This is a genomic window from Polaromonas sp. 39-63-25 (assembly GCF_002278925.1).
GTDB lineage: Bacteria > Pseudomonadota > Gammaproteobacteria > Burkholderiales > Burkholderiaceae_C > Polaromonas.
Genome location: NZ_NCJH01000023.1, coordinates 13,404 through 38,223, shown reverse-complemented (window position 1 = coordinate 38,223; position 24,820 = coordinate 13,404). Strand labels below are relative to the sequence as shown.

The 24,820-nt window shown below is 63.8% G+C and carries 23 protein-coding genes; 16 read left to right on the top strand and 7 right to left on the bottom strand.

What is annotated here, in order from left to right; translation table 11 throughout:
• Positions 1-8 precede the first annotated feature (8 nt).
• A complete protein-coding gene (locus tag B7X65_RS20255) occupies positions 9-1,109 on the top strand; it encodes a serine endopeptidase (RefSeq protein WP_293596084.1) in 1,101 nt (366 codons plus the stop codon).
• A gap of 119 nt (positions 1,110-1,228) precedes the next feature.
• Entirely contained in the window at positions 1,229-2,551 is a 1,323-nt protein-coding gene (locus B7X65_RS20250) for an Ig-like domain-containing protein (protein WP_293596083.1), read from the top strand.
• Between the two features lie 60 nt (positions 2,552-2,611).
• Here the strand turns inward: B7X65_RS20250 and B7X65_RS20245 are convergent, their stop codons facing one another.
• Genes B7X65_RS20245 through queA form a run of 3 tightly spaced genes read right to left on the bottom strand, consistent with a single transcriptional unit; the run spans position 2,612 to position 5,881 of the window.
• Positions 2,612-3,628 (bottom strand): aldo/keto reductase, encoded by a 1,017-nt coding sequence (locus tag B7X65_RS20245; protein ID WP_293596082.1) that lies wholly within the window; start codon positions 3,626-3,628, stop codon positions 2,612-2,614.
• 30 nt (positions 3,629-3,658) lie between these two features.
• Positions 3,659-4,822, bottom strand: a complete 1,164-nt coding sequence (gene tgt / locus B7X65_RS20240; RefSeq protein ID WP_293596081.1) for a tRNA guanosine(34) transglycosylase Tgt — start codon at positions 4,820-4,822, stop codon at positions 3,659-3,661.
• A gap of 12 nt (positions 4,823-4,834) precedes the next feature.
• The gene (gene queA, locus B7X65_RS20235; RefSeq protein ID WP_293596080.1) at positions 4,835-5,881 is read right to left on the bottom strand and encodes a tRNA preQ1(34) S-adenosylmethionine ribosyltransferase-isomerase QueA; all 1,047 of its coding nucleotides are present in this window, start codon (positions 5,879-5,881) and stop codon (positions 4,835-4,837) included.
• Between the two features lie 17 nt (positions 5,882-5,898).
• Between queA and recG the strand changes: the two genes are divergently transcribed.
• From recG to ubiA, 4 genes are all read left to right on the top strand, one after another.
• Positions 5,899-8,019, top strand: a complete 2,121-nt coding sequence (gene recG, locus B7X65_RS20230) for an ATP-dependent DNA helicase RecG (RefSeq protein WP_293596079.1) — start codon at positions 5,899-5,901, stop codon at positions 8,017-8,019.
• Between the two features lie 272 nt (positions 8,020-8,291).
• Positions 8,292-9,275: a LysR substrate-binding domain-containing protein gene (locus B7X65_RS20225; RefSeq protein WP_293596078.1), complete on the top strand. Its 984-nt coding sequence runs from the start codon at positions 8,292-8,294 to the stop codon at positions 9,273-9,275.
• Between the two features lie 122 nt (positions 9,276-9,397).
• Positions 9,398-9,916 carry a Dps family protein gene (locus tag B7X65_RS20220; protein ID WP_293596077.1) on the top strand — a complete coding sequence of 173 codons (519 nt, stop codon included), beginning with the start codon at positions 9,398-9,400 and terminating at the stop codon, positions 9,914-9,916.
• A gap of 42 nt (positions 9,917-9,958) precedes the next feature.
• Positions 9,959-10,822 (top strand): 4-hydroxybenzoate octaprenyltransferase, encoded by an 864-nt coding sequence (gene ubiA / locus B7X65_RS20215; RefSeq protein WP_293596076.1) that lies wholly within the window; start codon positions 9,959-9,961, stop codon positions 10,820-10,822.
• A gap of 81 nt (positions 10,823-10,903) precedes the next feature.
• Here the strand turns inward: ubiA and proC are convergent, their stop codons facing one another.
• The 4 genes from proC to B7X65_RS20195 form a co-directional block, all read right to left on the bottom strand.
• Complete coding sequence (proC, locus tag B7X65_RS20210; RefSeq protein ID WP_293596075.1) at positions 10,904-11,740, bottom strand: pyrroline-5-carboxylate reductase; 837 nt, start codon at positions 11,738-11,740, stop codon at positions 10,904-10,906.
• Between the two features lie 6 nt (positions 11,741-11,746).
• Positions 11,747-12,940 carry an esterase-like activity of phytase family protein gene (locus B7X65_RS20205; protein WP_293596074.1) on the bottom strand — a complete coding sequence of 398 codons (1,194 nt, stop codon included), beginning with the start codon at positions 12,938-12,940 and terminating at the stop codon, positions 11,747-11,749.
• Between the two features lie 65 nt (positions 12,941-13,005).
• Positions 13,006-14,499 carry a glycerol kinase GlpK gene (glpK, locus tag B7X65_RS20200; RefSeq protein WP_293596073.1) on the bottom strand — a complete coding sequence of 498 codons (1,494 nt, stop codon included), beginning with the start codon at positions 14,497-14,499 and terminating at the stop codon, positions 13,006-13,008.
• A gap of 23 nt (positions 14,500-14,522) precedes the next feature.
• Positions 14,523-15,290 (bottom strand): DeoR/GlpR family DNA-binding transcription regulator, encoded by a 768-nt coding sequence (locus B7X65_RS20195; protein WP_293596072.1) that lies wholly within the window; start codon positions 15,288-15,290, stop codon positions 14,523-14,525.
• Positions 15,291-15,475: 185 nt separating this feature from the next.
• On the opposite strand from B7X65_RS20195, the gene B7X65_RS20190 reads away from it, so the two are divergent.
• From B7X65_RS20190 to rplE, 10 genes are all read left to right on the top strand, one after another.
• Entirely contained in the window at positions 15,476-16,549 is a 1,074-nt protein-coding gene (locus B7X65_RS20190) for an ABC transporter ATP-binding protein (protein WP_293596071.1), read from the top strand.
• A 1-nt stretch (position 16,550) separates the two neighbouring features.
• Positions 16,551-17,627, top strand: a complete 1,077-nt coding sequence (locus B7X65_RS20185; protein ID WP_293596070.1) for an ABC transporter ATP-binding protein — start codon at positions 16,551-16,553, stop codon at positions 17,625-17,627.
• Positions 17,628-17,670: 43 nt separating this feature from the next.
• Positions 17,671-18,564 (top strand): carbohydrate ABC transporter permease, encoded by an 894-nt coding sequence (locus B7X65_RS20180; RefSeq protein ID WP_293596069.1) that lies wholly within the window; start codon positions 17,671-17,673, stop codon positions 18,562-18,564.
• Positions 18,557-19,369, top strand: a complete 813-nt coding sequence (locus B7X65_RS20175) for a carbohydrate ABC transporter permease (RefSeq protein WP_293596068.1) — start codon at positions 18,557-18,559, stop codon at positions 19,367-19,369. The genes B7X65_RS20180 and B7X65_RS20175 overlap by 8 nt, the downstream gene beginning before the upstream one ends.
• A gap of 24 nt (positions 19,370-19,393) precedes the next feature.
• Positions 19,394-19,702: a DUF2160 domain-containing protein gene (locus B7X65_RS20170; protein WP_293596067.1), complete on the top strand. Its 309-nt coding sequence runs from the start codon at positions 19,394-19,396 to the stop codon at positions 19,700-19,702.
• A gap of 88 nt (positions 19,703-19,790) precedes the next feature.
• Positions 19,791-21,521: an ABC transporter substrate-binding protein gene (locus B7X65_RS20165; RefSeq protein ID WP_293596066.1), complete on the top strand. Its 1,731-nt coding sequence runs from the start codon at positions 19,791-19,793 to the stop codon at positions 21,519-21,521.
• Between the two features lie 146 nt (positions 21,522-21,667).
• A complete protein-coding gene (locus B7X65_RS20160) occupies positions 21,668-23,254 on the top strand; it encodes a glycerol-3-phosphate dehydrogenase/oxidase (protein ID WP_293596065.1) in 1,587 nt (528 codons plus the stop codon).
• A 325-nt stretch (positions 23,255-23,579) separates the two neighbouring features.
• Entirely contained in the window at positions 23,580-23,948 is a 369-nt protein-coding gene (rplN, locus tag B7X65_RS20155; protein WP_007869247.1) for a 50S ribosomal protein L14, read from the top strand.
• A 9-nt stretch (positions 23,949-23,957) separates the two neighbouring features.
• Positions 23,958-24,278, top strand: a complete 321-nt coding sequence (gene rplX / locus B7X65_RS20150) for a 50S ribosomal protein L24 (RefSeq protein WP_293596064.1) — start codon at positions 23,958-23,960, stop codon at positions 24,276-24,278.
• Between the two features lie 2 nt (positions 24,279-24,280).
• On the top strand, positions 24,281-24,820 hold the full coding sequence (rplE, locus tag B7X65_RS20145) for a 50S ribosomal protein L5 (protein ID WP_293596125.1): 540 nt from the start codon (positions 24,281-24,283) through the stop codon (positions 24,818-24,820).

Here is a 24,820-nt window from a genome sequence, read left to right as displayed (position 1 = left end):
GAGTTTCCATGAGCAAAGCATTACGACTGTCCGAAAAATGGTTTCAGCGCGGCCTATGGCTGGTTGCCTTTGTGTTTGCCGCCTTCCTCATCGGGCTGGGCAGCACGGTCGTGGGCGACCTGCCGCAGGTCGAGAAAACCCTGACCCTGGACGATTTCATCGAGCAGCCTGCCGCCATGCAGGCGCGCGAGAGCCTCAGGACGGCCGAACGCCAGGGGCGGCAGGCGCAGGAAGCGCTGGACCAGGCCAGGCTCAAGCTGCGCGTGGCGCAGGCCAATTCGCGCTCTGCCAGCGAGACCTTCAACAACTGGCTGGCGACACGGCGTGCGACCGAGCGGGCCGAACAGGACCCCGAGCTGATCGAACGAACACGCGCGCTGGACAGCCTGAAGGCGGCCGAGCGGCAGGCGCTGGCCACGATGGAGGCCGAGCAGCAGAAGGCACTGGACGCCAGCCAGGGCGCCACGCGCACGCGTGAACGCATCGCCGAGCTGGAGCGCGCGGCGCAGGACAAGTGGCAAAGCGCGCGGCGCGCCCAGGAGCTGCGCGTGTTTTTGTACCGGCTGGCCCTGACGCTGCCGCTGCTGGTGGCGGCCGGCTGGCTGTTTGCCAAAAAACGCAAGAGTACCTACTGGCCTTTTGTCTGGGGCTTCATCTTTTTTGCGCTGTTCGCCTTTTTTGTCGAACTCGTGCCCTACCTGCCCAGTTACGGCGGTTATGTACGCTACATCGTCGGCATCCTCATCACGGTGCTGGTCGGGCGGCAGGCGATTGTTTCGCTGAACCGCTACCTGGAAAAGCAGAAGCTCGCCGAACAGCTGCCCGATGCGCAGCGCCGAGAAGAGCTGAGCTACGACACGGCGCTCACCCGCCTGTCCAAGGGGGTGTGCCCCGGTTGCGAGCGGGCGGTGGACCTGAAAAATCCGGAGATCGACTTCTGTCCGCACTGCGGCATTGGGCTGTTCGACCATTGCGCGCAGTGCACCGCGCGCAAGAGCGCGTTTGCCAAGTTCTGCCATGCCTGCGGCGCGGACGGCAAGCGGGCCGGCGTGCTTTCCGCGCCCGCGCCGGGCGCTGCAGCGCAGGCAGGCTCCACGCCCATGGGTTGACGGCGTCTTGTCCTTGGCGCTTCCCGCTGGCCGCCTACGGCCGGCGACCCCCGGCGCCTACAGGTTGTGCGTTGCGCTGCCATCACAGTGGGCAAACCCATTTACAAGGTTTGAACATCATGAAAAAACAGATACGCAACCAGGTCGCAGCCTTTTTCCTGCTGCTTCCCGCCGCCACCGCCCTGCTCGCCCTGCCGGGTACTGCCATGGCCCAACCGGCCGCGCCCGAGTTGCGATCACTGCAGGTGGGTACCGACGGAGGTCTCCAGGCCGGCGCCAAGCTGCAGTTCACGCTGGAAGGCACACCGCGGGGTCAGGTCCGCCTCACCGTGCGCGGTGCGCCGCGCACCATCGTGCTCAAGGAAACCGCACGGGGGATCTACACGGGAAGCTACACCATCCGGCGCCAGGACCGGATCACCGAAAGCAGCGCCATCCGCGCCACGCTGAAAGTGCGCAACCGCAGCATCGCAACCAACTACACCTTTCCTGCCGGCATCGCCAGCCAGGACGTGGCCACGGCGCCGGCCGGCCTGAAAATCGACCGCTTCTCGGTGGCTCCCGTCGACAGAATCGAACCGGGCGCTGAACTGCGCTTCACGCTGAACGGCGCACCTGGCGGTACGGCGGAGTTCGACATTCCCGGTGTCATCAACAATGTTGCGATGCGCGAAGTGCGGCCCGGTGTTTATGAGGGCGCCTACACCATCCGCCGCCTCGACAACCTGGCGCCGTCACGGCCTGTCGTCGCCACCCTGCGTGTCGGCGACCGCGCTGTCACCTCGACCCTGACCCAGCCCCTGATGGCCGATGCGAAGCCGCCGGTGATCCGCAACATGTCCCCGCGCGATGGCGAGTCGGTCACGCGCGGTGCGGCCACCTCGGTGTCCGGTACCTTTGACGATGCGGGCGGCGTGGGTGTGGACCCCAAGAGCGTTCGCATCATGCTGGCGGGGCGCGATGTCACCGCCGCCACACAGATCACGCCGCAGTTTTTCACCTATCGCGCGGACCTGCCCGCCGGCCGCTACGCGGTGGACGTGACAGCCAAAGACCTGGTCGGCAATGCCGTGCGCCAGACCTGGACCTTCGACGTAGCTTCGGCCGTGAGCGCCGCGCCTGCCACCGTGCTGTTGCAGGTAACCAGCCACGCCAACAACGCCGTGGTTGAAGGCAGCCCGGTGGTGGTGCGCGGCCGCACCGCGCCAGGCGCGGTGGTTGATGTCAAGGTCAACGCCGTCGGAACGCTCGCCGGCCTATTTGGCATGAACCAGGATTTGCTGACGCAGCGGATTCAGGCCGATGGCAACGGCAACTTCTCGTTCAGCTTCACGCCGCAGTTGCCGCTGCCCGGCACGCGTTACGAGGTGTCGATGACAGCTGGCAAGGACGGCATGGTCGCCACCGAAACCAAGCTGGTGCTGTTCCAGAAGCAGGGTTAAGCCGGATTTGCAGTAAAAACTGCCTGCAGCCCTTATGTAGCGGGCGCAGGCAGCTACTGATTAAATAGCAACGGGCTGAAGCGGGCGGCCGTAAAAAGGATAACTCGGGTCGTTGTAGCCGTGGCTGGAGGCGTGGCCCGGAATCACCAGCTCGTTGATGAAGGCCTCGTCCTCAGCGTCCAGCACTAACTCGGTCGCGCCGTAGACGTCTTCCAGGTGCGAGAGCAGGCGGGGCCCGGCAATCACCGAACTGACCAGCGGATTGGCCAGCACCCAGGCGGCGGCAAACTGGCCCGGCACCCAGCCTTTGGCCTCGCAGCGCGCCTTGATCTTCTGGGCAATCACCAGCGACTCTTCACGAAACTCGGTTTCCAGGATCCGTTTGTCGCCGCTGCCGGCGCGTGTGCCCTCGGCCGGTGGTTGGCCCGGCGGGTACTTGCCGGTGAGCACGCCGCGCGCCAACGGGCTGTAAGGCACGACGCCCAACCCGTAGTGGCCGCAGGCCGGCAGGATTTCCACCTCGGGGCCGCGGTTGAGCAGGTTGTAATACGGCTGGCAGACCACTGGTTGCGGCACGCCGGTTTTTTCGCAGAGGCGCATGATCTCGGCAATGCGCCAGCCGCGGAAGTTGGACAGGCCAAAACTGCGAATTTTTCCGGCGCGAATCAGGTCACCCAGCGCGCGAACCGCTTCCTCGAGGTTTTCGCCGTGGAAGTCGCGGTGCAGGTACAGGATATCGAGGTAGTCGGTGCCCAGCCGCGCCAGGATGGCATCGGTCTGCTGCATGATCCAGCTGCGCGAATAGTGGCCCTGGTTCACGCCCGGCCCGGCCTTGTTGCCCAGCTTGCTGGCCAGCACCCAGTGCGGGCGTTGCCCGGCCAGCAGTTTGCCCAGCAGGATTTCGGACTTGCCTTCGTTGTAGACGTCGGCCGTGTCGATGAAATTGATGCCGCGTTCCTTCGCCGAAGCGACGATGCGCGCCGCCTCGCCGTCGGGCGTCTGTTCACCAAACATCATGGTGCCCAGGCACAGGACGGACACCTTCAGGTTGCTGTTTCCAAGCCGGCGGTATTTCATGGGAGTTCCTTGTCTTTGATGGACCGCGGGCTAGACACCGCGCTGCCGGTCCTGTTTGAATTGCAGCACAAAGGCGCCGAAGCGGCCGGCGTCGAGTGCGTCGCGTACTTCCTGCATCAGGTTCAGGTAGTAGTGCAGGTTGTGGATGCTGCTGAGCATGGGGCCCAGCATTTCGCCGCAGCGGTCCAGGTGGTGCATGTAGGCACGGCTGAAATTTTTGCAGGTGTAGCAGCTGCAGGTGCTGTCCACCGGCGCCTCTTCGGTCTTGTAGCGCGCGTTGCGGATTTTCAGGTCACCGAAGCGCGTGAACATGTGGCCGTTGCGCGCATTGCGAGTGGGCATCACGCAGTCGAACATGTCCACGCCCGCGGCCACGCCTTCGACCAGGTCTTCCGGCGTGCCCACACCCATGAGGTAACGCGGCTTGTGGGCGGGCAGGCGGTGCGGCGTGTGCGCCATGATGCGCTGCATCTCTTCCTTGGGCTCGCCGACACTGACGCCGCCGACGGCGTAGCCGGGAAAGTCCATCTCGACCAGGGCGTCGAGCGATTCCTGGCGCAGGTTTTCGAACATGCCGCCCTGCACGATGCCGAACAGCGCGTTGGGATTCTCCAGCCGGGCAAACTCGTCCTCGCAGCGTTTCGCCCAGCGCCGGCTCAGCTCCATCGAAAAACGCGCTTCGTTCTCGGTCGTGATGTGGCCCTTGGTGTCGTAAGGCGTGCATTCGTCGAACTGCATGACGATGTCGCTGTTCAGGATGGTCTGGATCTGCATCGAGATCTCGGGCGTCAGGAACAGCTTGTCGCCGTTGACTGGCGAGGCGAACTTCACGCCTTCCTCGGAGATCTTGCGCATCTCGCCGAGCGACCAGACCTGGAAGCCGCCGCTGTCGGTCAGGATGGGCTTGTGCCAGTTCTCGAACTTGTGCAGGCCGCCGAATTGGGCCATCACGTCCAGCCCCGGTCGCATCCACAGGTGGAAGGTGTTGCCCAGGATGATCTGAGCGCCCATCTCGTGCAGCGACTGCGGCATCACGCCCTTGACCGTGCCATAGGTGCCGACCGGCATGAAGATGGGGGTCTGCACCACGCCGTGGTTCAGGGTGAGCGTGCCGCGGCGGGCGAAGGAGCCGAGGTAGGCGCCCTCGGGGCCGGTGGTGGGCGCGTCGGTGGTCAGGACTTCAAATTTCAGCATGGGGTGATTGTCTCAGGGGCGTCGTTGCAGCAGCATGGCGTCGCCGTAGCTGAAAAAGCGATAGCGCTGGGCGATCGCGTGGCGGTACAGCGCCATGATGTGTTCGTAGCCGGCAAAGGCGCTGACCACCATCATCAGCGTGCTTTTGGGCAGGTGGAAATTAGTCAGCAGCAGGTCCACCACCTGGAACTCGAAGCCCGGGGTGATGAAGATGTTGGTGTCGCGGCAAGCGGGGCCGAACTTCGCGGCAGATTCGAGCGCCCGCACGCTGGTGGTGCCGACCGCGACCACGCGGCCGCCGCGCGCCTTGCACGCCGTGATGGCCTGCAGTGTTGATTCCGGCACCTCGAAGCGCTCGAAATGCATCTGGTGATCGGCGATGTTCTCGGTCTTGACGGGCTGGAAGGTGCCTGCACCGACGTGCAGGGTGACGGTGGCGCGCTGGATGCCACGCGCTTCCAGCCGCGCCAGCACCGCGTCATCAAAATGCAGCGCTGCGGTCGGTGCGGCGACCGCGCCCGGGTTTTTGGCAAACACCGTCTGGTAGCGTTGCTCGTCCACGGCCGAGTCGGTGTGGGTGATGTAGGGTGGCAGTGGCACATGGCCATGGCTGGCCATCAGCGCATACGGATCGCTGCTCAGGGCGAAGCGGTACAGCGGTCCGTCCTCGTTGGGCCAGCGGCCCAGCAGCGTTGCGGTGAAGCCACCGTCCATCTGCAGCACCGCGCCCGGCAGCGGCTTCTTGCTGACCTTCATGTGGGCGGCGACTTCATGGCCGGCATCCGGCGTGGGTGAGAGCACCCGCTCGATCAGCAGCTCCAGCCGGCCGCCGCTGCTTTTCTGCCCGAACAGCCGCGCCTTGACGACCTGGGTGTCGTTGAGCACCAGCAGGTCGCCGGGCTGCAGCAGGTCCGGCAGCTCGGTAAAACGGCGGTCCACAGGGGTGTCGCCCCGGCCGTCCAGCAGGCGCGAGGCGCTGCGTTCTGCGGCCGGGTGCTGGGCGATCAGTTCGTCGGGGAGCGTGAAATCAAAGTCACTGAGGCGGAACAAGGTCTTCATGGATGCACAATTGTCCCATGTCCCCCCCCGCAGCTTCTCCCCGCAAGGCGCCGCCGGCTGAGGCTGGCACCGGCAACGCGGTGGCGCCCAAGTCCCAGCCGCAGAAAGCGCTGGAAAAGCTGGGCCTGCGCCGTGACATCGACCTGGCGCTGCACCTGCCGCTGCGTTACGAGGACGAAACCCGCATCACCCGGCTGGCCGATGCGCGCGACGGTGACATGGTGCAGATCGAGGCGCAGGTCACCCACAGCGAAATCACGTTCCGCCCGCGCCGACAGCTGCGTGTGACGGTGGACGACGGCAGCGACACCTGCGTGCTGCGTTTCATCAACTTTTACCCGGTGCACCAGAAAACCCTCAGTGTGGGCGCGCGCGTGCGGGTGCGCGGGGAGATACGCGGGGGTTTTGTCAGCCGCGAAATGGTGCACCCGAGCTTTCGCGCCGCCGGCGGTGAACTCGCGACCGCCCTGACGCCGGTGTATCCCACGGTGGCCGGTTTGCCGCAGGCCTATCTGCGCAAGGCCGTGCTTGGCGGGCTGGCCCGGGCCGATCTGGCGGAAACCCTTCCGGCCGAATTTACAAGTAAAAACCTGCCCCAGCCCTTGTCCAGCCTGCGCGAGGCGCTACAGTTTTTGCACCACCCGACGCCGGACGTGATGCTGGCCACGCTGGAGGACCGCAGCCATCCGGCCTGGCAGCGGCTCAAGGCCGAGGAGCTGCTGGCCCAGCAGTTGTCGCAGCTGCAGGCGCGTCGCGTGCGCGCCGCCATGCGGGCGCCGCCGTTGCGGTCGCCCATACACGGCCCCCAGTGCACGCTGCAGGAGCAACTGCTGGAGCGCCTGCCCTTTCGCCTGACGGCCGCGCAGCAGCGCGTCGGCACCGAGATCGCGGCCGATCTGACGAGGAATGTTCCCATGCACCGCTTGTTGCAGGGTGACGTGGGCTCCGGCAAAACCGTGGTGGCGGCGCTGGCTGCGGCGCGCTGCATGGACGCTGGCTGGCAGTGTGCGCTGATGGCGCCCACCGAAATCCTGGCCGAGCAGCACTTTCGCAAGCTGATCGGCTGGCTCGAACCGCTGGGCATCCAGACCGCCTGGCTCACCGGCAGCCAGAAGGCGAAGGAGCGGCGCGAAGCCCTGGCCATGATCGAAAGCGGCGCGGCCGGCCTGGTGGTCGGCACCCATGCGGTGATCCAGGACAAGGTGGTTTTCAAGAACCTCGCGCTGGCCATCATCGACGAGCAGCACCGCTTCGGTGTGGCGCAGCGGCTGGCCCTGCGCAGCAAGATGACCGAGGGTGGCGAGGAACCTCACCTCTTGATGATGACGGCCACGCCGATTCCGCGCACGCTGGCCATGAGTTATTACGCCGACCTCGATGTTTCGACGATTGACGAGCTGCCGCCCGGCCGCACACCCATCGTCACCAAGGTGGTCAGCGAGGCGCGGCGCGACGAGGTGGTGGAGCGCATCCGCAGCCAGCTCGCCGAGGGCCGGCAGGTCTACTGGGTCTGCCCGCTGATCGAAGAGAGTGAATCGGTCGACCTGATCAACGCCACCCAGACCCATGAAGCGCTGAGCGCCGCCTTGCCCGGTACGCCCGTCGGCCTGCTGCACTCACGCATGCCGCCGGCTGAAAAGAAAGCGGTGATGGCCTTGTTCACCAGTGGCCAGCTCGGCGTGCTGGTCAGCACCACGGTGATCGAGGTGGGGGTGGACGTGCCGAACGCCTCGCTGATGGTGATCGAACACGCCGAACGTTTTGGCCTGAGCCAGCTGCACCAGCTGCGCGGCCGCGTCGGGCGCGGCGCCGCCGCCTCGGCCTGTGTGTTGCTTTATTCGACCGGCGAAGCGCCGCGCCTGGGCGAGACCGCACGCGCCCGGCTCAAGGCCATGGTGGAAACCCAGGACGGCTTCGAAATCGCCCGGCGCGATCTGGAGATCCGAGGCCCTGGGGAATTTCTGGGGGCACGCCAGTCGGGCGCGCCGCTGCTGCGGTTTGCGGACCTGGCTACGGATACCGAGCTGCTGGCCTGGGCGCGGGCCCTGGCGCCGGTGATGCTGGACAAGTACCCTGAGCTGGCGCACCGGCATATCTTGCGGTGGCTGGGGGGGAAGGCGGAGTTTTTGAAGGCTTGAAAAGCTTGCAAACATGACGGGCTGTTGGGATTCCCGTCCTTGAAGCGCTGCGCGCTTCAAGGACTCCGGATTCTTTTTCCCGCATTGGTTGTTCCCCACCCGTCGGGCTGGGCGCGGAGGGACCCAGACCATCGGGTCGCCTTCTCTTTGCTTACTTTCTCTTGGCGAAGCAAGAGAAAGTGAGTCGCCCGCCGGGGCGAGACCCGGCTTGCCGGCGTACTCTCGGTGGTGGAAAAAGATCCGTCCACCACGAAAAGCCGCACAATAAGCCCATGACGCTCACCGAACTCAAATACATCGTCGCCGTCGCCCGCGAAAAACACTTCGGCAAGGGCGCCGAGGCCTGCCATGTGTCGCAGCCGACGCTGAGCGTGGCGATCAAGAAGCTCGAGGAAGAGCTGCAGGTCAAGCTGTTCGAGCGCAACGCCAATGAGATCACGGTGACACCGCTGGGCGAAGAGATCGTGCGTCAGGCGCAAAGCGTGCTGGAGCAGGCCGACAGCATCCGCGAGATTGCCAAGCGCGGCAAGGACCCGCTGGCCGGCGCCATACGCCTGGGCGTGATCTACACCATCGGGCCCTACCTGCTGCCCGACCTGGTGCGCCAGGCGATTGCGCTGACGCCGCAGATGCCGCTGATGCTGCAGGAGAACTTCACCGTCAAGCTGCTGGAAGAGCTGCGCACCGGCGAGATCGACTGCGCGATCCTGGCCGAACCTTTTCCCGACACCAACCTGGCGATCGCGCCGCTGTACGACGAACCCTTCATGGCGGCCGTGCCGAGCAACCACCCGCTGGCGGCGCGCAGCAACATCACCGCCGAAGAGCTGAAGAAAGAAACCATGCTGTTGCTGGGCACCGGCCACTGCTTTCGTGACCACGTGCTCGAGGTCTGCCCCGAGTTCGCCCGGTTTTCGAGCAACGCCGAGGGCATACGCAAAAGTTTTGAAGGCTCGTCGCTGGAGACCATCAAACACATGGTTGCAGCCGGCATGGGTGTGACGCTGGTGCCGCGACTCAGCGTGCCCAAGGAGGCCCTGCTGCCCCCGGCACCTGCCAAAGCCGTTTCGAAAGCCAAGAGCAAGGAAGTGCCGGAGTTGCCCTCCTACATCCGTTACCTGCCGTTTGAGGGCCATGTGCCGACGCGGCGTGTGGTGCTGGCCTGGCGCCGCAGTTTCACCCGGTATGAAGCCATCGCCGCCTTGCGCAACGCGATTTACGCCTGCGAGCTGCCGGGTGTGACGCGCCTGTCCTGAGCGGCGCCCGCGGGCATTTCATGATGCCTATCAAGGCGATACAGTTTGACTGTTGCCTTGGGCTTGCCGATTGCTTAGAGTGATGTCCAGACTCTTTTATCCAAGTCAATCAAGGACACACCATGGCCAAAACATCTCCCAAGGCTTCTGCCGGCCGCACTGGCGCACCGCCCATCAACATCGGCATCGGCGAAAAAGACCGCGCTGCGATTGCCCAGGGCCTGAGCCGTTTGCTGGCGGACACCTACACGCTGTACCTGACCACGCACAACTTCCATTGGAACGTGACGGGGCCGATGTTCAACACCCTGCATGCCATGTTCATGACGCAGTACACCGAGCTGTGGGCGGCGGTGGACCCGGTGGCCGAACGCATCCGCTCGCTGGGTCACCCGGCGCCGGGTTCGTACGCGCAGTTCAGCAAGCTGGCCTCGGTGCCCGACGTGCCCACCACCCCGCCCAAGGCGCTGGAGATGGTGCGCATTCTGGTGAAAGGCCATGAGGCGGTCGCGCGCACGGCCAGGGAGCTGTTCCCTGTGGCCGACAAGGCCGACGACCAGCCGACCGCCGACCTGTTGACGCAGCGCCTGACGGTGCACGAACAGACTGCGTGGATGCTGCGTTCGCTCCTCGAAGAATAGGACCTGGCGTCCGGGCGGGGCAGTGGTGCCAGAATTGAGGGCTTGAAAAACAAATTCGCCCTCTATTTGCAACTGATCCGCTGGGACCGACCCGCCGGTTGGCTGCTGCTGCTCTGGCCCACGCTGTCGGCGCTGTGGGTCGCGTCGCACGGTTTCCCTGGCTGGCACCTGCTGACGGTGTTCACCTTGGGCACCATCCTGATGCGCAGTGCCGGCTGCTGTCTCAACGACGTCGCCGACCGCGAGTTTGACCGGCATGTCAAACGCACCGCGCAGCGCCCGGTGACCCGTGGTGCGGTGTCTGTACGGGAAGCCTTGATCCTGGGCGCCGTGCTGGCGCTGCTGGCTTTTGGCCTCGTGCTGACCACCAACACGGCCACCATCACCTGGTCGTTTGCCGCGCTGGCGGTGGCCGTGGTCTACCCCTATGCCAAGCGTTATGTGTCCATGCCGCAAGCCGTGCTGGGCGTGGCCTTCAGCTTTGGCATCCCCATGGCGTTTGCGGCGGTGCAGTCGCGTGTGCCGGCGCTGGCCTGGCTGCTGTTGCTGGGCAATCTGTTCTGGGTGATTGCCTACGACACCGAATACGCCATGGTGGACCGCGACGACGACCTCAAGATAGGCATGAAAACCTCGGCGATCACGCTGGGCCGGTTCGACGTGGCGGCGGTGATGGCGAGTTACCTGATTTATCTGTCAATTTGGGCCTGGGCCCTGATGGATATTGCGCAGCCAGCTATTTATTTCATAGCAATCGCGGTGGCGCTGGGACAGGCGCTGTGGCATGGCTGGCTGATCCGCCGGCGCGGGCGCGACGACTGTTTCAGGGCTTTTCGCCTGAACCACTGGCTGGGGTTCACGGTGTTCGCCGGCATCGCGCTGTCGTATGCGCTGGCTGGCGTGTAACTGCCTGCCGGTGATTTCTTCGAATAAAATCAGGCTCTAGCCCTTATCGCACGGGCGCCGACAGCTACTCTTTTAATAGCATTAGGCCGCACCGAACTCGTCACCGAGTTCCGCGGCGCGCTGACGGGCGGCGTGCATGGCGCGCATGAACTGCAGCCGCACGCCATCCCGCTCCAGGGAGGTGAGGGCCGCGTAGGTGGTTCCCCCTTTGGAGGTCACGCGTTCACGCAAGGTCTCCGGTGGCTCGCTGGACGCTTTGGCCAGTGCGGAGGCGCCTACAAAAGTCTGCACCGCCAGCTGGTGCGCCTGCTCGCGGCTCAGCCCCATCTCGGTGCCGGCCTGCACCATGGCTTCGATGAAATAAAACACATAGGCCGGACCGGAGCCGGACAGCGCGGTCACCGCGTCCAGTTGCTCTTCCTGCGCCAGCCACAGATGCTCGCCGGTGGTCTGGATCACGCGCTCTACCGTCTGGCGCTCGGCGGCGCTGACGGCTGGGCGTGCAAAGAGGGCGGTCATGCCCTGGCCGACGAGGGCCGGTGTGTTGGGCATGGCGCGCACGATGCGTTCGGTCGCCAGCCAGGAGGCCATGCTGTCCGAGCGGATGCCGGCCGCCACGCTCAGGTGCAGCGCCTGGCCGGTGTGCGGGCCGGCCTGCAGGGCGGCTTCCCGAAAGGTCTGGGGCTTGACGGCCCAGACCACCAGAGCGGCGGAGGCCAGCGCCGCGCCGGGCGCCGCCTCGGCGGCGATGCCGAACTGCGCCTGGAGTTTCGCGCGCTGCTCGGCCCAGGGCTCGACGATCTGGATCCGGTCGGCGGGTGTGCCTTGTTTGAGCAGGCCGCCAATGATGGCGCTGGCCATGTTGCCGCCGCCTATGAAGGCGATGACGCTGCTGTCTGGGGAAAGGGATGAAGTCATGAAGGGTCAGTCAAAAAATTCATAAGCCAGCCATTGGGTGATTTGCCGCGAATTGAAATTGTCGTCGCTAATGAAGTGCAGGCTGCGGTTGCCATTGGGAAGCCGTGGGCCCCAGCACATGCCTTCGGTGTTGTCGAGGCGGGCCAGCCTGTGGCCGGGGCCTGCGCCGGTGAAGGCGGAAAAATCGGCGAGCAGCCTCTTGGCGACCGGCTGGTAAGCCCCGGGCTGCAGCGCCGGGATAGCCAGCGTGTCTGTCCCCTCGCGCGTGTCGATCAGGTAAAGGCGCAGCGAATTACCCGAGAGGGCATCTTGCCCCGCCATGTAGGCCCGCTCCAGCACCAGCAGGCGGTCGGCGTCCAGCAGCAGGATTTCAGTAACGCCGTTGTCGGCCTGCGTGGCCGGCGGGACAGGTGCGCGCGGAATCGCATCGGGGATGTAGGCGATCTGGCGCAGGATTTTTCCATTGGCCAGGTCCAGCTGGGTGAAGCGGCACGGCCCGCCCGGCGCCTGCACGGTGGGCAGGGGGCCGTCCTGGCGCAGCGCGCCTTCCGTGGCGATCCAGGCATGGCGGCCGTCCGGGCTCAGGGCCAGGCCTTCCAGGGTCCGGTTGCTGCGCGGCCCCCGCGTGAGCTGAAAGTCGAACATGGCCGGCAACGCCAATTCGCGCACCAGCGTGCCATCGGTGCGGCTTTCGCGCAAGGCCGGTGCAGCTCCTGTCAGGGCGTGCCCCTCGCTGGTCCACAGCAGGGTCTGGCTGGCCGGGCGCCAGCGGATCGCTTCCGGGTCGGCAACCTGGATGCCTCGCAGCGCCGCCGGGTAGGTGCTGCCATCGGCCTGGCGCAGGCTGGTCACGCCCGTCAGGATGGGCTCACCCAGCCGGTCTGTTTCCAGTGACAGGCGTGCCGTGTAAAACCGCGCCGGATTGATGGCCGAGCCATCATCACTGAGCAGATAGAACAGGCCGCTGGCCTCGTCGTAGTCCACACCCGACAAGCCGCCGACGATCGTGCCCTGAAACTGGAGCCGGTGCGGCAGACGGGCCTCACCGATCAGTCGCAGGCGGGGTGGCGCCAGCGATGCCAGAGCCGGCTTCGGCAGCCTCAAGCCCGCCAGACCCAGCGCGGCGGCAGCGCCGTAACCGAGCACCCGGCGCCGTGTCAGTTCAAACGCGGCTGTGGCGGGCGGGGGCTGGCTGGGCATGAAGCGAGTCTAGCTCTCCCGCTTGTAGGCGTTGTGACAGGACGTGGACGTGCGCCGGCCCGGGCTTACAAGGCCACGGTTTGCCGCACCGCGTGTTCCCACTGCGCCATCAGGCCGGCCGCGCGGTCGGCGCTCAAGGTCGGCAAAAAGGTGCGTTCTGCGCGCCACAGGGTCGAGAGTTCAGCGGTGCTGGCGTAGACGCCGCTGGACAGCCCGGCCAGGTAGGCCGCGCCCAGCGCCGTGGTTTCGGTCACGGCCGGCCGAACGACAGGAATGCCCAGCAGGTCGGCCTGGAACTGCATCAGGAGGTCGTTGATGCAGGCGCCGCCATCCACCCGTAGTTCGGCCACCGGTGCGGCCCCGGCCGCCACCGCATCGCGGCTCATGGCCTGCAGCAGGGCGGCGCTTTGGTAGGCAATGCTTTCCAGCGCGGCCCGCGCGATGTGGGCCACGGTGGTGCCGCGGCTCAGGCCGGTGATGGTGCCGCGGGCGTCGGGTTTCCAGTAGGGGGCGCCCAGGCCGGTGAAGGCCGGCACCATCATGACGCCGCCGGAGTCGGGAACGCTTTGCGCCAGCGCCTGCACCTCGCCGCTGCCCTGGATCGCGTGCAGGCCGTCGCGCAGCCACTGCACCACGGCGCCGCCGACAAACACGCTGCCTTCAAAGGCATATTCGGTTTGCGGCGTGACCTGCGCCGCGCTGGTGGTGAGCAGGCCGTTGTGCGAGGTCTGGAATTTGTGGCCGGTGTGCACCAGCATGAAGCAGCCCGTGCCGTAGGTGTTTTTGGCCATGCCTTCCTTGAAGCAGGCCTGGCCGAACAAGGCGCTTTGCTGGTCGCCCGCCACGCCGCCAATCGGGATGGCCCCGCCCAGCAGGTCCGGCAGCACGTCGCCGTAGTGCGTGCTCGAGGGCAACACCCGCGGCATCAGGCCCTCCGGAATGTCCAGCAGCGCCAGCAAGTCGGCGTCCCAGCTGTTGGTGTGCACATTGAACAGCATGGTGCGCGAGGCATTGGTCACGTCGGTGGCATGCAGGGCGCCGCCGGTGAGTTGCCACATCAGCCAGCTGTCGATGGTGCCGAAAGCGAGTTCGCCGCGCGCCGCCTGTTGCCGGGCCTGCGGCACGTTGTCGAGCAGCCACTTGAGTTTGGTGCCGGAAAAGTAGGCATCGACCAACAGCCCGGTTTTGGCCTGGATCAGGTCGGCCTTGCCATCCTGGCGCAACTGCGCGCAAGTGGCTTCGGCGCGCCTGTCCTGCCAGACGATGGCGTGGTGGATGGGCTGGCCCGTCTTGCGGTTCCAGACCACGGTGGTTTCGCGCTGGTTGGTGATACCCAGCGCGCGGATGTCGGCGGCCTTGAGCCCGGCCTTGGCCAGGGCCTCGCGCGCCGTGGCGAGCTGGGTGCGCCAGATCTCCATCGGGTCGTGTTCGACCCAGCCCGGCCGGGGATAGATCTGCGGCAGTTCCTGCTGCGCGAGCGCCACGATGTGGCCTTGCGCGTCAAACACGATGCTGCGAGAGCTGGAGGTGCCCTGGTCCAGGGCAAGCAGGTAGGTCATGGGAGTCGCTTGGGTGAAGGGGCTCAGGGGAGGGCCACGACGCAGCTTACCCCGGCTTCGGCCAGCAGCGCCGGAAAGGGCTCGGGCGGCGGCTGGTCGGTAAACAGCCGGTCGATTTGCGACAGGGTGGCGAGTTCGACCATGGCGGGCCGGTTGAACTTGCTGCTGTCGGCGGCGAGCCAGACTTCGCGGGCATGGCCAATGATGGTTTGCGCGACCTTGACCTCGCGGTAGTCGAAGTCGCGCAGGGAGCCGTCGGCCTCGATGCCCGAAATGCCGATCAGCGCGATGTCCACCCGGAACTGGCGAATGAAGTCGACGGCCGCCTCGCCCACGATGCCGCGGTCGCGCGCGCGCACCACGCCGCCGGTGACGATCACCTCGCAGTTGGGGTTGCTGCTCAGGATGGCCGCGACGTTGAGGTTGTTGGTGATGACGCGCAGCCCCTTGTGATGCATCAGTGCCCTGGCAATGGCTTCGGTGGTCGTGCCGATGTTGAGGATCAGCGAGCAGTTGTCGGGCACCTCCTTGGCGACAGCCAGCGCAATCCGCGCCTTGCCGTCGGCATTGAGGCTTTCGCGCTGGCGGTGCGCGAGGTTTTCAATGGTCGAGCCTGGAACCCGCACGCCACCGTGAAACCGCGTCAGCAGCCCGGCTTCGGCCAGACGCTGCACGTCACGACGCACGGTCTGCAGCGTGACCGCCAGGGTCTCGGCGAGTTGTTCAACGGTGACGGAGCCGTGCGCGCGGACCACGTCGAGGAGTTTGAGTTGCCTGGGATTGGAGTTCACGCGCCATTCTGTCCGAGAAGTCACGCGACTTTATATCGAAGCAAAAAGAAAAGAATAAGGGAAAACATGTATTCAAAACAATCAAAAAGGAAGAAAAATAGAAAAGATACGAACATAAATAAACGAATCGTGCATGTAATTCCTTCCCCGACACCCGTGCGCGTTGCCGCCCCGAAAGGCGTGTGATGCAGCTTGTGCTCGACCGCATCAGCAAAAAAGTCGGTCCCGAAACCTGGCTTTACGAAATGAGCCTTGCACCGCGGCCGGGCGAAGTCACGGTGCTGCTGGGTGCCACGCAAGCCGGCAAGACCAGCCTGATGCGGGTGATGGCCGGCCTCGATGTCCCCAGCGCAGGTCATGTCCGGGTGGACGGCGCCGATGTGACCGGCATGGCGGTGCGCGAGCGCAACGTGGCCATGGTCTACCAGCAGTTCATCAACTACCCCTCGCTCAAGGTGGCCGACAACATTGCCTCGCCGCTCAAGCTGCGCGGCGAAAAGAACATTGCCCGGCGCGTGCGCGAGATTGCTCAGCGCCTGCATATCGAGATGTTCCTGGACCGCTACCCGGCCGAGCTGTCCGGGGGGCAGCAGCAGCGCGTGGCGCTGGCGCGCGCACTGGCGAAAGGCGCGCCCCTGATGCTGCTCGACGAACCGCTGGTCAATCTGGACTACAAGTTGCGCGAAGAGCTGCGTGAGGAGCTGACGCAATTGTTTGCAATCGGGGATTCGACGGTGATTTACGCGACCACCGAACCGGGGGAGGCCTTGCTGCTGGGCGGCTACACCGCGGTTCTGGATGGCGGGGAACTGCTGCAGTACGGGCCGACGGCAGAAGTGTTTCATGCGCCGAAGTCGCTGCGTGTCGCCCGCGCCTTCAGCGACCCGCCGATGAACCTGATGGCCGCCACGGCCAGCGGGCAGGGTGTGCAACTGGTGGGCGGCCCCGAGCTGGCCATCGCGCTGGCTCCGGGGGCATCGCCTGCACTGACAGTGGGTGTGCGTGCCAGCGCCTTGCGCGAAACCCGGCGCGATGGCGACATCACGCTGGCCGGCAAGGTCGAACTGGCAGAAATTTCCGGCTCAGACACCTTTGTGCATGTGAGCACGGCTGTGGGCGAGCTCGTGGCCCAACTCACGGGGGTGCACTATTTCGACCTGGGTGCTCCGCTTGCGCTGTATCTCCATCCCTCGCATGCCTATGTGTTTGATGCGAACGGCGCCCTGCTGGTCGCGCCGCAGCGCAAAGGAGGGCATTGACATGGCCCGCATTGACCTGGATCTTGCGCACTCGTACAAGGCGAATCCGCGCGAAGATGCCGACTACGCGCTGCTGCCCCTGCAGATGACGTTTGAGGATGGTGGTGCTTACGCGCTGCTGGGTCCCTCGGGTTGCGGCAAGACCACCATGCTCAATGTGATCTCCGGCCTGCTGGCGCCGTCGCAGGGCACGGTGAAATTCGATGGGCGGGACATGACACATGCCACGCCGCAGGAGCGCAACATTGCGCAGGTGTTCCAGTTCCCGGTCATCTACGACACGATGACGGTGGCCGAAAACCTCGCCTTCCCGCTGCGCAACCGGAAAATGCCGGAAGACCAGATCAAAAAACGTGTCGGGCAGATCGCCGAGATGCTGGAGATGAGTGGTCAGCTGAACCAGCGCGCAGCCGGCCTCGCGGCCGATGCGAAACAGAAGATTTCGCTGGGCCGCGGCCTGGTACGGCCCGATGTCTCGGCGGTTCTGTTCGACGAGCCGCTGACCGTCATCGATCCGCACCTGAAGTGGCAACTGCGCCGCAAGCTCAAGCAGATCCACCATGAGCTCAAGCTCACACTGATTTATGTCACGCATGATCAGGTGGAGGCGTTGACCTTCGCCCAGCAAGTGGTGGTGATGACCCGCGGCCGCGCCGTGCAGATCGGGTCAGCCGATGCACTGTTCGAGCGGCCGCAGCACACGTTTGTGGGTCATTTCATCGGTTCACCCGGAATGAACTTTTTGCCCGCAAGGGCTACCGGCGAAGCCCTCGACATCGCGGGTCATACGCTGCCCATGCCGGCCGGTCGGGAGCTGCCGGCCGGCGACTACAAACTCGGCGTACGCCCCGAATATGTGGCTCTGGCGGCGTCCGGCGCTGCGGGTGCCGTGCCTGCGAGCGTTGTGCGTGTGCAGGACATCGGGACCCATTTGATGCTGACGGCGACGGTGGGTGAGGGTGCTGTGAAGGTTCGCCTGCATTCCGGCGCGACGGCGCCGCAAGCCGGCGACACCGCCTGGCTGCAACTGCTCGGAGCCCATACCTGTTTCTACAAAAATGAGGAGCTGATCGCATGAGCGCAGCGCGAAACCGTTCCAGGCCAGGAAGCGGGAGGGCTCCATGAGCACCACCACAAAACCCGTCAACCAGAAGGCATGGCTGCTGGTGTTGCCGGTCATCATCTGTGTGGCCTTCTCGGCCATCCTGCCTCTGATGACAGTAGTCAACTATTCGGTGCAGGACATCATCTCGCCCGAGCGGCGCGTGTTTGTCGGCACCGAATGGTTTGCCGCCGTCATGCGCGACGAGGACCTGCATGCGGCGCTCTGGCGCCAGCTGACTTTTTCGTTTGCCGTGCTGGCCGTCGAAATTCCCCTGGGCATCGCGTTGGCGCTGTCCATGCCCGCGCAGGGCTGGAAGGCATCGGCCGTTCTGGTGCTGGTGGCGCTGTCGCTGCTGATCCCGTGGAACGTGGTCGGCACGATCTGGCAGATCTACGGCCGCGCCGATATCGGCCTGCTTGGCAGGATGCTGCAGGAAATGGGATTCGACTACAGCTACACCGGCAATGCGCTGCATGCCTGGATCACTGTGCTGGTCATGGACGTCTGGCACTGGACACCGCTGGTTGCGCTGCTTTGTTATGCCGGACTGCGTTCCATCCCGGACGCCTACTACCAGGCCGCACGTATCGACGGGGCCAGCAAGTTCGCGGTGTTTCGCTACATCCAGCTGCCCAAGATGCGCGGCGTGTTGATGATTGCCGTGCTGTTGCGTTTCATGGACAGTTTCATGATCTATACAGAACCCTTTGTACTGACCGGCGGCGGGCCCGGCAACGCGACCACCTTCCTTTCGCAATACCTCACGCAGAAGGCGGTGGGCCAGTTCGATCTGGGGCCCGCGGCTGCCTTCTCGCTGATCTATTTCCTGATCATCCTGCTGCTGTGTTTCATTCTCTACAACTGGATGCAACGGGTCGGCACGGCGACCAAGGAGAACACCGGTGAATAAGCCCCGTTTCCAGGCGAGGACGCTGTTCCTCATTGCCTACATTGTTTTTGCGCTGTTGCCCATCTACTGGATGATCAACATGAGTTTCAAGACCAATGGCGAAATCCTGTCGAGTTTTTCCTTTTTCCCTCAGGAGTTCACCTGGGCCAACTACCGGACCATCTTCACCGACCCGTCCTGGTATTCGGGCTACATCAATTCCCTGATTTATGTGGCTATCAACACCGTGATTTCGATCACGGTGGCCTTGCCCGCGGCGTATGCGTTCTCCCGCTACAGCTTCATCGGCGACAAACACGTGTTCTTCTGGCTACTGACCAACCGCATGACGCCACCGGCCGTGTTTTTGCTCCCCTTTTTCCAGCTCTACACCACGGTGGGCCTGATGGACACCCACATCGCGGTGGCGCTGGCGCACCTGCTGTTCAACGTGCCGCTGGCGGTCTGGATTCTTGAAGGCTTCATGAGCGGCATCCCGCGCGAGATCGACGAGACAGCGTATATCGACGGTTATTCGTTTCCGCGCTTTTTCGTTCGCATCTTCCTGCCTCTGATCAAGGCCGGTGTGGGTGTGGCGGCTTTCTTCTGCTTCATGTTCAGCTGGGTCGAGCTGTTGCTGGCCCGCACCCTGACCAGCGTCAACGCCAAGCCTATCGTGGCCACGATGACGCGCACGGTGTCTGCTTCGGGCATGGACTGGGCGACGCTCGCCGCTGCAGGCGTGCTGACCATCGTGCCTGGTGCGATCGTGATCTGGTTCGTACGGCACTACATCGCCAAGGGCTTTGCGATGGGTCGGGTATGAAACCGCAGACAAGGAGAAACAGGCATGTTTGAGTGGATGGCGTGGACCCTGCCGGTAGCCATTTTTTTTACCTGCATTGTCCTGATGCTGATTGGCATGACGGTCTGGGAGATCAAGTCTCCGACAACGGCGCGTCGCGGCTTTTTGCCGCTGGAAACAACACGCGGCGACCGGCTGTTCATCGGCCTGCTGGGCGCCGCCTACATCAACCTGATCTTTGTGGGCCTCAGTGGAAAGCTGGGTGCCGCACTGGGCCTGCAGGCCGACCCGTCTATCTGGTTCAGTTTTGTCATTTCCATGGGATGGCTTGCGCTTGTCATGCGCAAGGGTTAGCGGAGGGTACGGATTCGGCTCATTGCTTCCCCGGAGCCGGGCGAGTCGTGGAAACACTGGGGGAGGTCATCAATTGAGGAGACAAGTCATGAAGATGCGCTACACAGCACTGGCACTCGCAGCGGCCCTGGTGGTCATGCAGAACGCCAGCGCCGGCGATGCCGAGGCGAAGAAATGGATAGACAGCGAATTCCAGCCATCAACGCTGAGCAAGGCCCAGCAGATGGCCGAGATGAAATGGTTCATCGAAGCGGCGAAAAAGCTGCAGGCCAAGGGGGTGAAGGAAATTTCCGTGGTGTCGGAAACCATCACCACCCACGAATACGAGTCCAAAACGCTGGCCAAAGCCTTCGAGGAAATCACCGGCATCAAGGTCAAGCACGACCTGATCCAGGAAGGCGACGTGGTCGAGAAGCTGCAGACCTCGATGCAGTCGGGCAAATCGATTTACGATGGCTGGATTTCGGACTCGGACCTGATCGGCACCCATTACCGCTACGGCAAGGTCATGAACCTGACCGACTACATGGCCGGCAAGGGCAAGGAATGGACCAACCCGGGGCTGGATCTGAAAGACTTCATCGGTACCAGCTTCACCACTGCACCGGACGGCAAGCTGTACCAGCTGCCTGACCAGCAGTTTGCCAATCTGTACTGGTTCCGTGCCGACCTGTTTGCGCGCAAGGACCTGCAGGACAAATTCAAGGCCAAGTACGGCTACGAGCTGGGCGTGCCGCTGAACTGGAGCGCCTACGAGGACATCGCCGCCTTTTTCAGCGAAGACGTCAAGACCATCGACGGCAAACCGATCTACGGTCACATGGACTATGGCAAGAAGGATCCATCGCTGGGCTGGCGCTTCACCGACGCATGGCTGTCGATGGCCGGTACGGCCGACAAGGGCATCCCCAACGGCATGCCGGTCGATGAATGGGGCATCCGCGTGGCGGCAGACAAATGCACACCGGTCGGTGCATCGGTCTCCCGCGGCGGTGCGACCAACTCGCCTGCCGCCGTCTACGCACTGACCAAGTATGTGGACTGGATGAAAAAATACGCTCCTAAGGAAGCCACCGGCATGACTTTCGGCGAGGCCGGCCCGGTGCCGGCGCAGGGGCAGATTGCCCAGCAGATCTTCTGGTACACCGCTTTCACGGCCGACATGACCAAGAAGGGCCTGCCGGTGGTCAACGCCGACGGCACGCCCAAGTGGCGCATGGCGCCCGGCCCCAACGGACCTTACTGGAAACAGGGCATGCAAAACGGCTACCAGGACGTGGGTTCCTGGACCTTCTTCTCGGCCCATGACGAAAACCGCACGGCGGCCGCCTGGCTGTACGCGCAGTTCGTGACCGCGAAGACCACCTCGCTGAAGAAGACCATTGTTGGCCTGACGCCGATCCGCGAATCGGACATCCGCTCCAAAGCCATGACCGACATGGCGCCCAAGCTCGGTGGCCTCGTGGAGTTCTACCGCAGCCCGGCCCGTGTGGCCTGGACACCGACGGGTACCAATGTGCCCGACTATCCGAAGCTGGCTCAGCTCTGGTGGAAAAACGTGGCCCAGGCTGTGACCGGCGAGAAAACACCGCAGGGTGCAATGGACACGCTGGCAGAAGAGATGGACCAGGTCATGGCCCGCCTCGAGCGTGCGGGCATGGACCGGTGCGCTCCCAAGCTCAACCCGAAAGGCGATCCGGCCAAGTACCTCAGCGACACCGGCGCGCCATGGAAAAAGCTGGCCAACGAAAAGCCCAAGGGCGAGACCATCAACTACGACAAGCTGCTGCAGGCCTGGAAGGATGGCAAAGTCCGTTGACCGCAACCGCCCGGGCTCCGGCCCGCATGTTGCTTGACTGATGCAAGCCCGCGCACGGACCACCGCGTCCGTGCGCGCTTGCCAACAAGAAAGCCAGGAAGGCGCAACCTGTTCCGGGGTTGCTGCGGAGATGGACAATGGAGCCCATGACTTTTGATTCCCCGCCGTTGCCGACGCGACGCGCAGACCTGATAGAACGCCTCAAGGCACCCCACACTTACGACATTGCGATCATCGGCGGCGGGGCTACCGGCCTCGGTGTCGCGCTGGATGCCGCGGCACGCGGATTTTCCGTCGTGGTGGTCGAATCGCACGACTTTGCCAAGGGCACCTCCTCGCGCGCTACCAAGCTGGTTCATGGCGGGGTTCGCTATCTGGCGCAGGGCAACATTTCCCTGGTTCGCGAAGCCCTGCACGAACGCACGCGCCTGCTGGCCAATGCGCCGCATCTGGCGCAGCCCTTGCCTTTTGTGATGCCTTCCTACAAGTTCTGGGAGGCTCCGTTTTATGGCATCGGACTCAAGATGTATGACGCGCTCGCCGGCAAGGCCGGCTTGGGCGCCACCGAATTCCTCAACCGCGCTGAAACATTGCAGCTCCAGCCAACGGCCCGCCAGTCCGGACTCAGGGGCGGGGTCAAATATTGGGACGGCCAGTTCGACGATGCGCGGCTGGCACTGGCGCTGGCGCGCAGTGCCGCGCGCGCCGGCGCCTTGCTGGTCAATTATTGTGCTGCGACCGGTCTCGTCCATGAGGGGGACAAGCTGGTGGGCTTGCATGTAGTTGATCATGAAAGTGGGCGGGCACTTACGCTGCGAGCCAAATGTATTGTGAATGCGACCGGGGTTTGGGTCGACCAGCTGCGACTGCTCGACGGCCAGGCCATAGGCCGCGAGGCGAAGCCCATGGTGGCGCCCAGCCAGGGTGTTCACATTGTCGTTGATCGCTCGTTTTTACCTACCGACCACGCCCTGCTGGTTCCCAAAACCGCCGACGGGCGGGTGCTGTTTGCTGTGCCCTGGCTGGGCAAGACCATCCTGGGGACCACCGACACGCCGCGCAACGACCTGGCGCGTGAACCCCTGGCCTTTCGCGAAGAGGTCGACTTTATCCTCGGCGAGTCGGCGCGCTACCTGAGCCGGGCACCCGGCCCGGCCGACATCAAGAGCATCTGGGTCGGGTTGCGTCCTCTGGTCAAACCACCGGAAGAAGATGGCGACAGCACCCAGGCGCTGTCGCGTGAACACACGGTACTGGTCAGCAAAAGCGGTCTGGTCACCGTGACCGGCGGCAAATGGACGACCTACCGCGCCATGGCTGAAGACGTGCTGGACAGCTGTTTCGGTGCTGAACTGCTGGCAAAACGCCCGGGCGGCGTCACGGCCAGCCTCCAACTGGTAGGCGCCCAGCCATCCGTTCACAAGATTAGCGATGCGCCCGGGCTGCATCTGTATGGGAGCGATGCGGCTGCCGTCCAGGCCCTGCCTGGGGCGGAAAGGATGCTGGGCGGTGGCCTGACGGAGGCGATGGTGCGTTTTGCCGCGCGCTACGAGTACGCCCGTACGGTGGAGGATGTGCTGGCGCGCCGATCCCGGCTCCTGTTTCTGGACGCCGCGCTTGCCAAGACCCTGGCGCGGAGTGTGGCTGAGTTGCTGGCGCAGGAAACCGGGGTGGATCCCCGGCTCGCCGATTTTCTGGCCCTGGCGGATCAGTACCTGACTTTTCCGGCCTGATTCCCTTCCATCCCCGCGCCCAGCGCCGAAGAACCGGTTGTGGCCGCTACATTTTTAATAGCTGCCCGCGCCCGTCCGCAAATGGGATGAGGCTGTTTTTGTAGTTGATTCTGATGGGATGTCGTACCTGGCGAACAATTTGCAGCAAGAGGTGTTGACAGCCGCAGCGAATTTGTTAATAATCGTGGGCTTCGCTGTAAAAAGCTGAGAATTCTGCCTAACGGAAGCATCGCAAGTGGTTTGTGGTGTGGACGACGGGCCCAAGACTGACTGGCAAGACTTCCCTTTGGGGAAAAGGCGCTGGTGCAAGTTGGGACTAATTTAAATGATTCAAACGCAATCCAAACTCGATGTTGCTGACAACACGGGTGCCAAATCTGTGATGTGCATCAAGGTGCTGGGCGGGTCCAAGCGCCGCTATGCCAGCGTCGGTGATGTCATCAAGGTGAGTATCAAAGAAGCCGCTCCGCGTGGCCGCGTCAAAAAAGGCGAGGTCTACAGTGCTGTGGTGGTTCGTACTGCCAAGGGCATTCGTCGCGGCGATGGTTCACTCGTCAAATTCGATGGCAACGCAGCCGTGTTGCTTAATGCCAAGCTGGAGCCTATCGGCACCCGCATCTTCGGACCGGTGACGCGCGAGTTGCGCACCGAGAAGTTCATGAAGATCGTGTCCCTGGCTCCTGAAGTTCTGTAAGGACGCGCCATGAACAAGATTCGCAAAGGCGACGAGATCATTGTGATCGCAGGTCGTGACAAGGGTAAGCGCGGCACGATTTCGCTGCGCAAGGACGACAGCCATGTGCTGGTGGACGGGATCAACCTGGTGAAAAAACACACCAAGCCCAACCCTCTCAAGGGAGCCGCTGGCGGCATCGTGGAAAAAAGCATGCCGATTCACCAATCCAATGTGGCCATTTTCAATGCTGCAACGGGCAAGGCGGATCGGGTGGGCATCAAGTTGTTGGCTGACGGCAAAAAAGTGCGCGTCTTCAAGTCCAGCGGCGAAGAAATTAAGGCTGCATGAACATGGCACGCTTGCAACAGCAATACCGCGAAAAAATCGCACCAAGCTTGATGGAAAAGTTTGGTTACACCTCCCCGATGCAGGTTCCCCGCATCACCAAGATCACCCTCAACATGGGTGTGAGTGAGGCTGTGGCCGATAAAAAGGTCATGGAGCATGCCGTCAGCGACATGACCAAGATTGCCGGCCAGAAGCCGGTGGTGACCAAGGCCAAGAAGGCTATCGCCGGTTTCAAGATCCGCGAAGACCTTCCGATTGGCTGCATGGTCACGCTGCGCGGCGTCCAGATGTATGAGTTCCTTGATCGTTTCGTGACGGTGGCCTTGCCCCGTGTCCGTGACTTTCGCGGTATCTCCGGTCGGGCCTTTGATGGTCGCGGCAACTACAACATCGGCGTGAAAGAGCAGATCATTTTCCCTGAGATTGAGTACGACAAGGTTGACGCCTTGCGTGGTCTCAACATCAGCATCACCACCACGGCTAAGACCGACGAAGAGTGCAAGGCGCTCCTCACCGGCTTCCGTTTTCCGTTCAAGAACTGA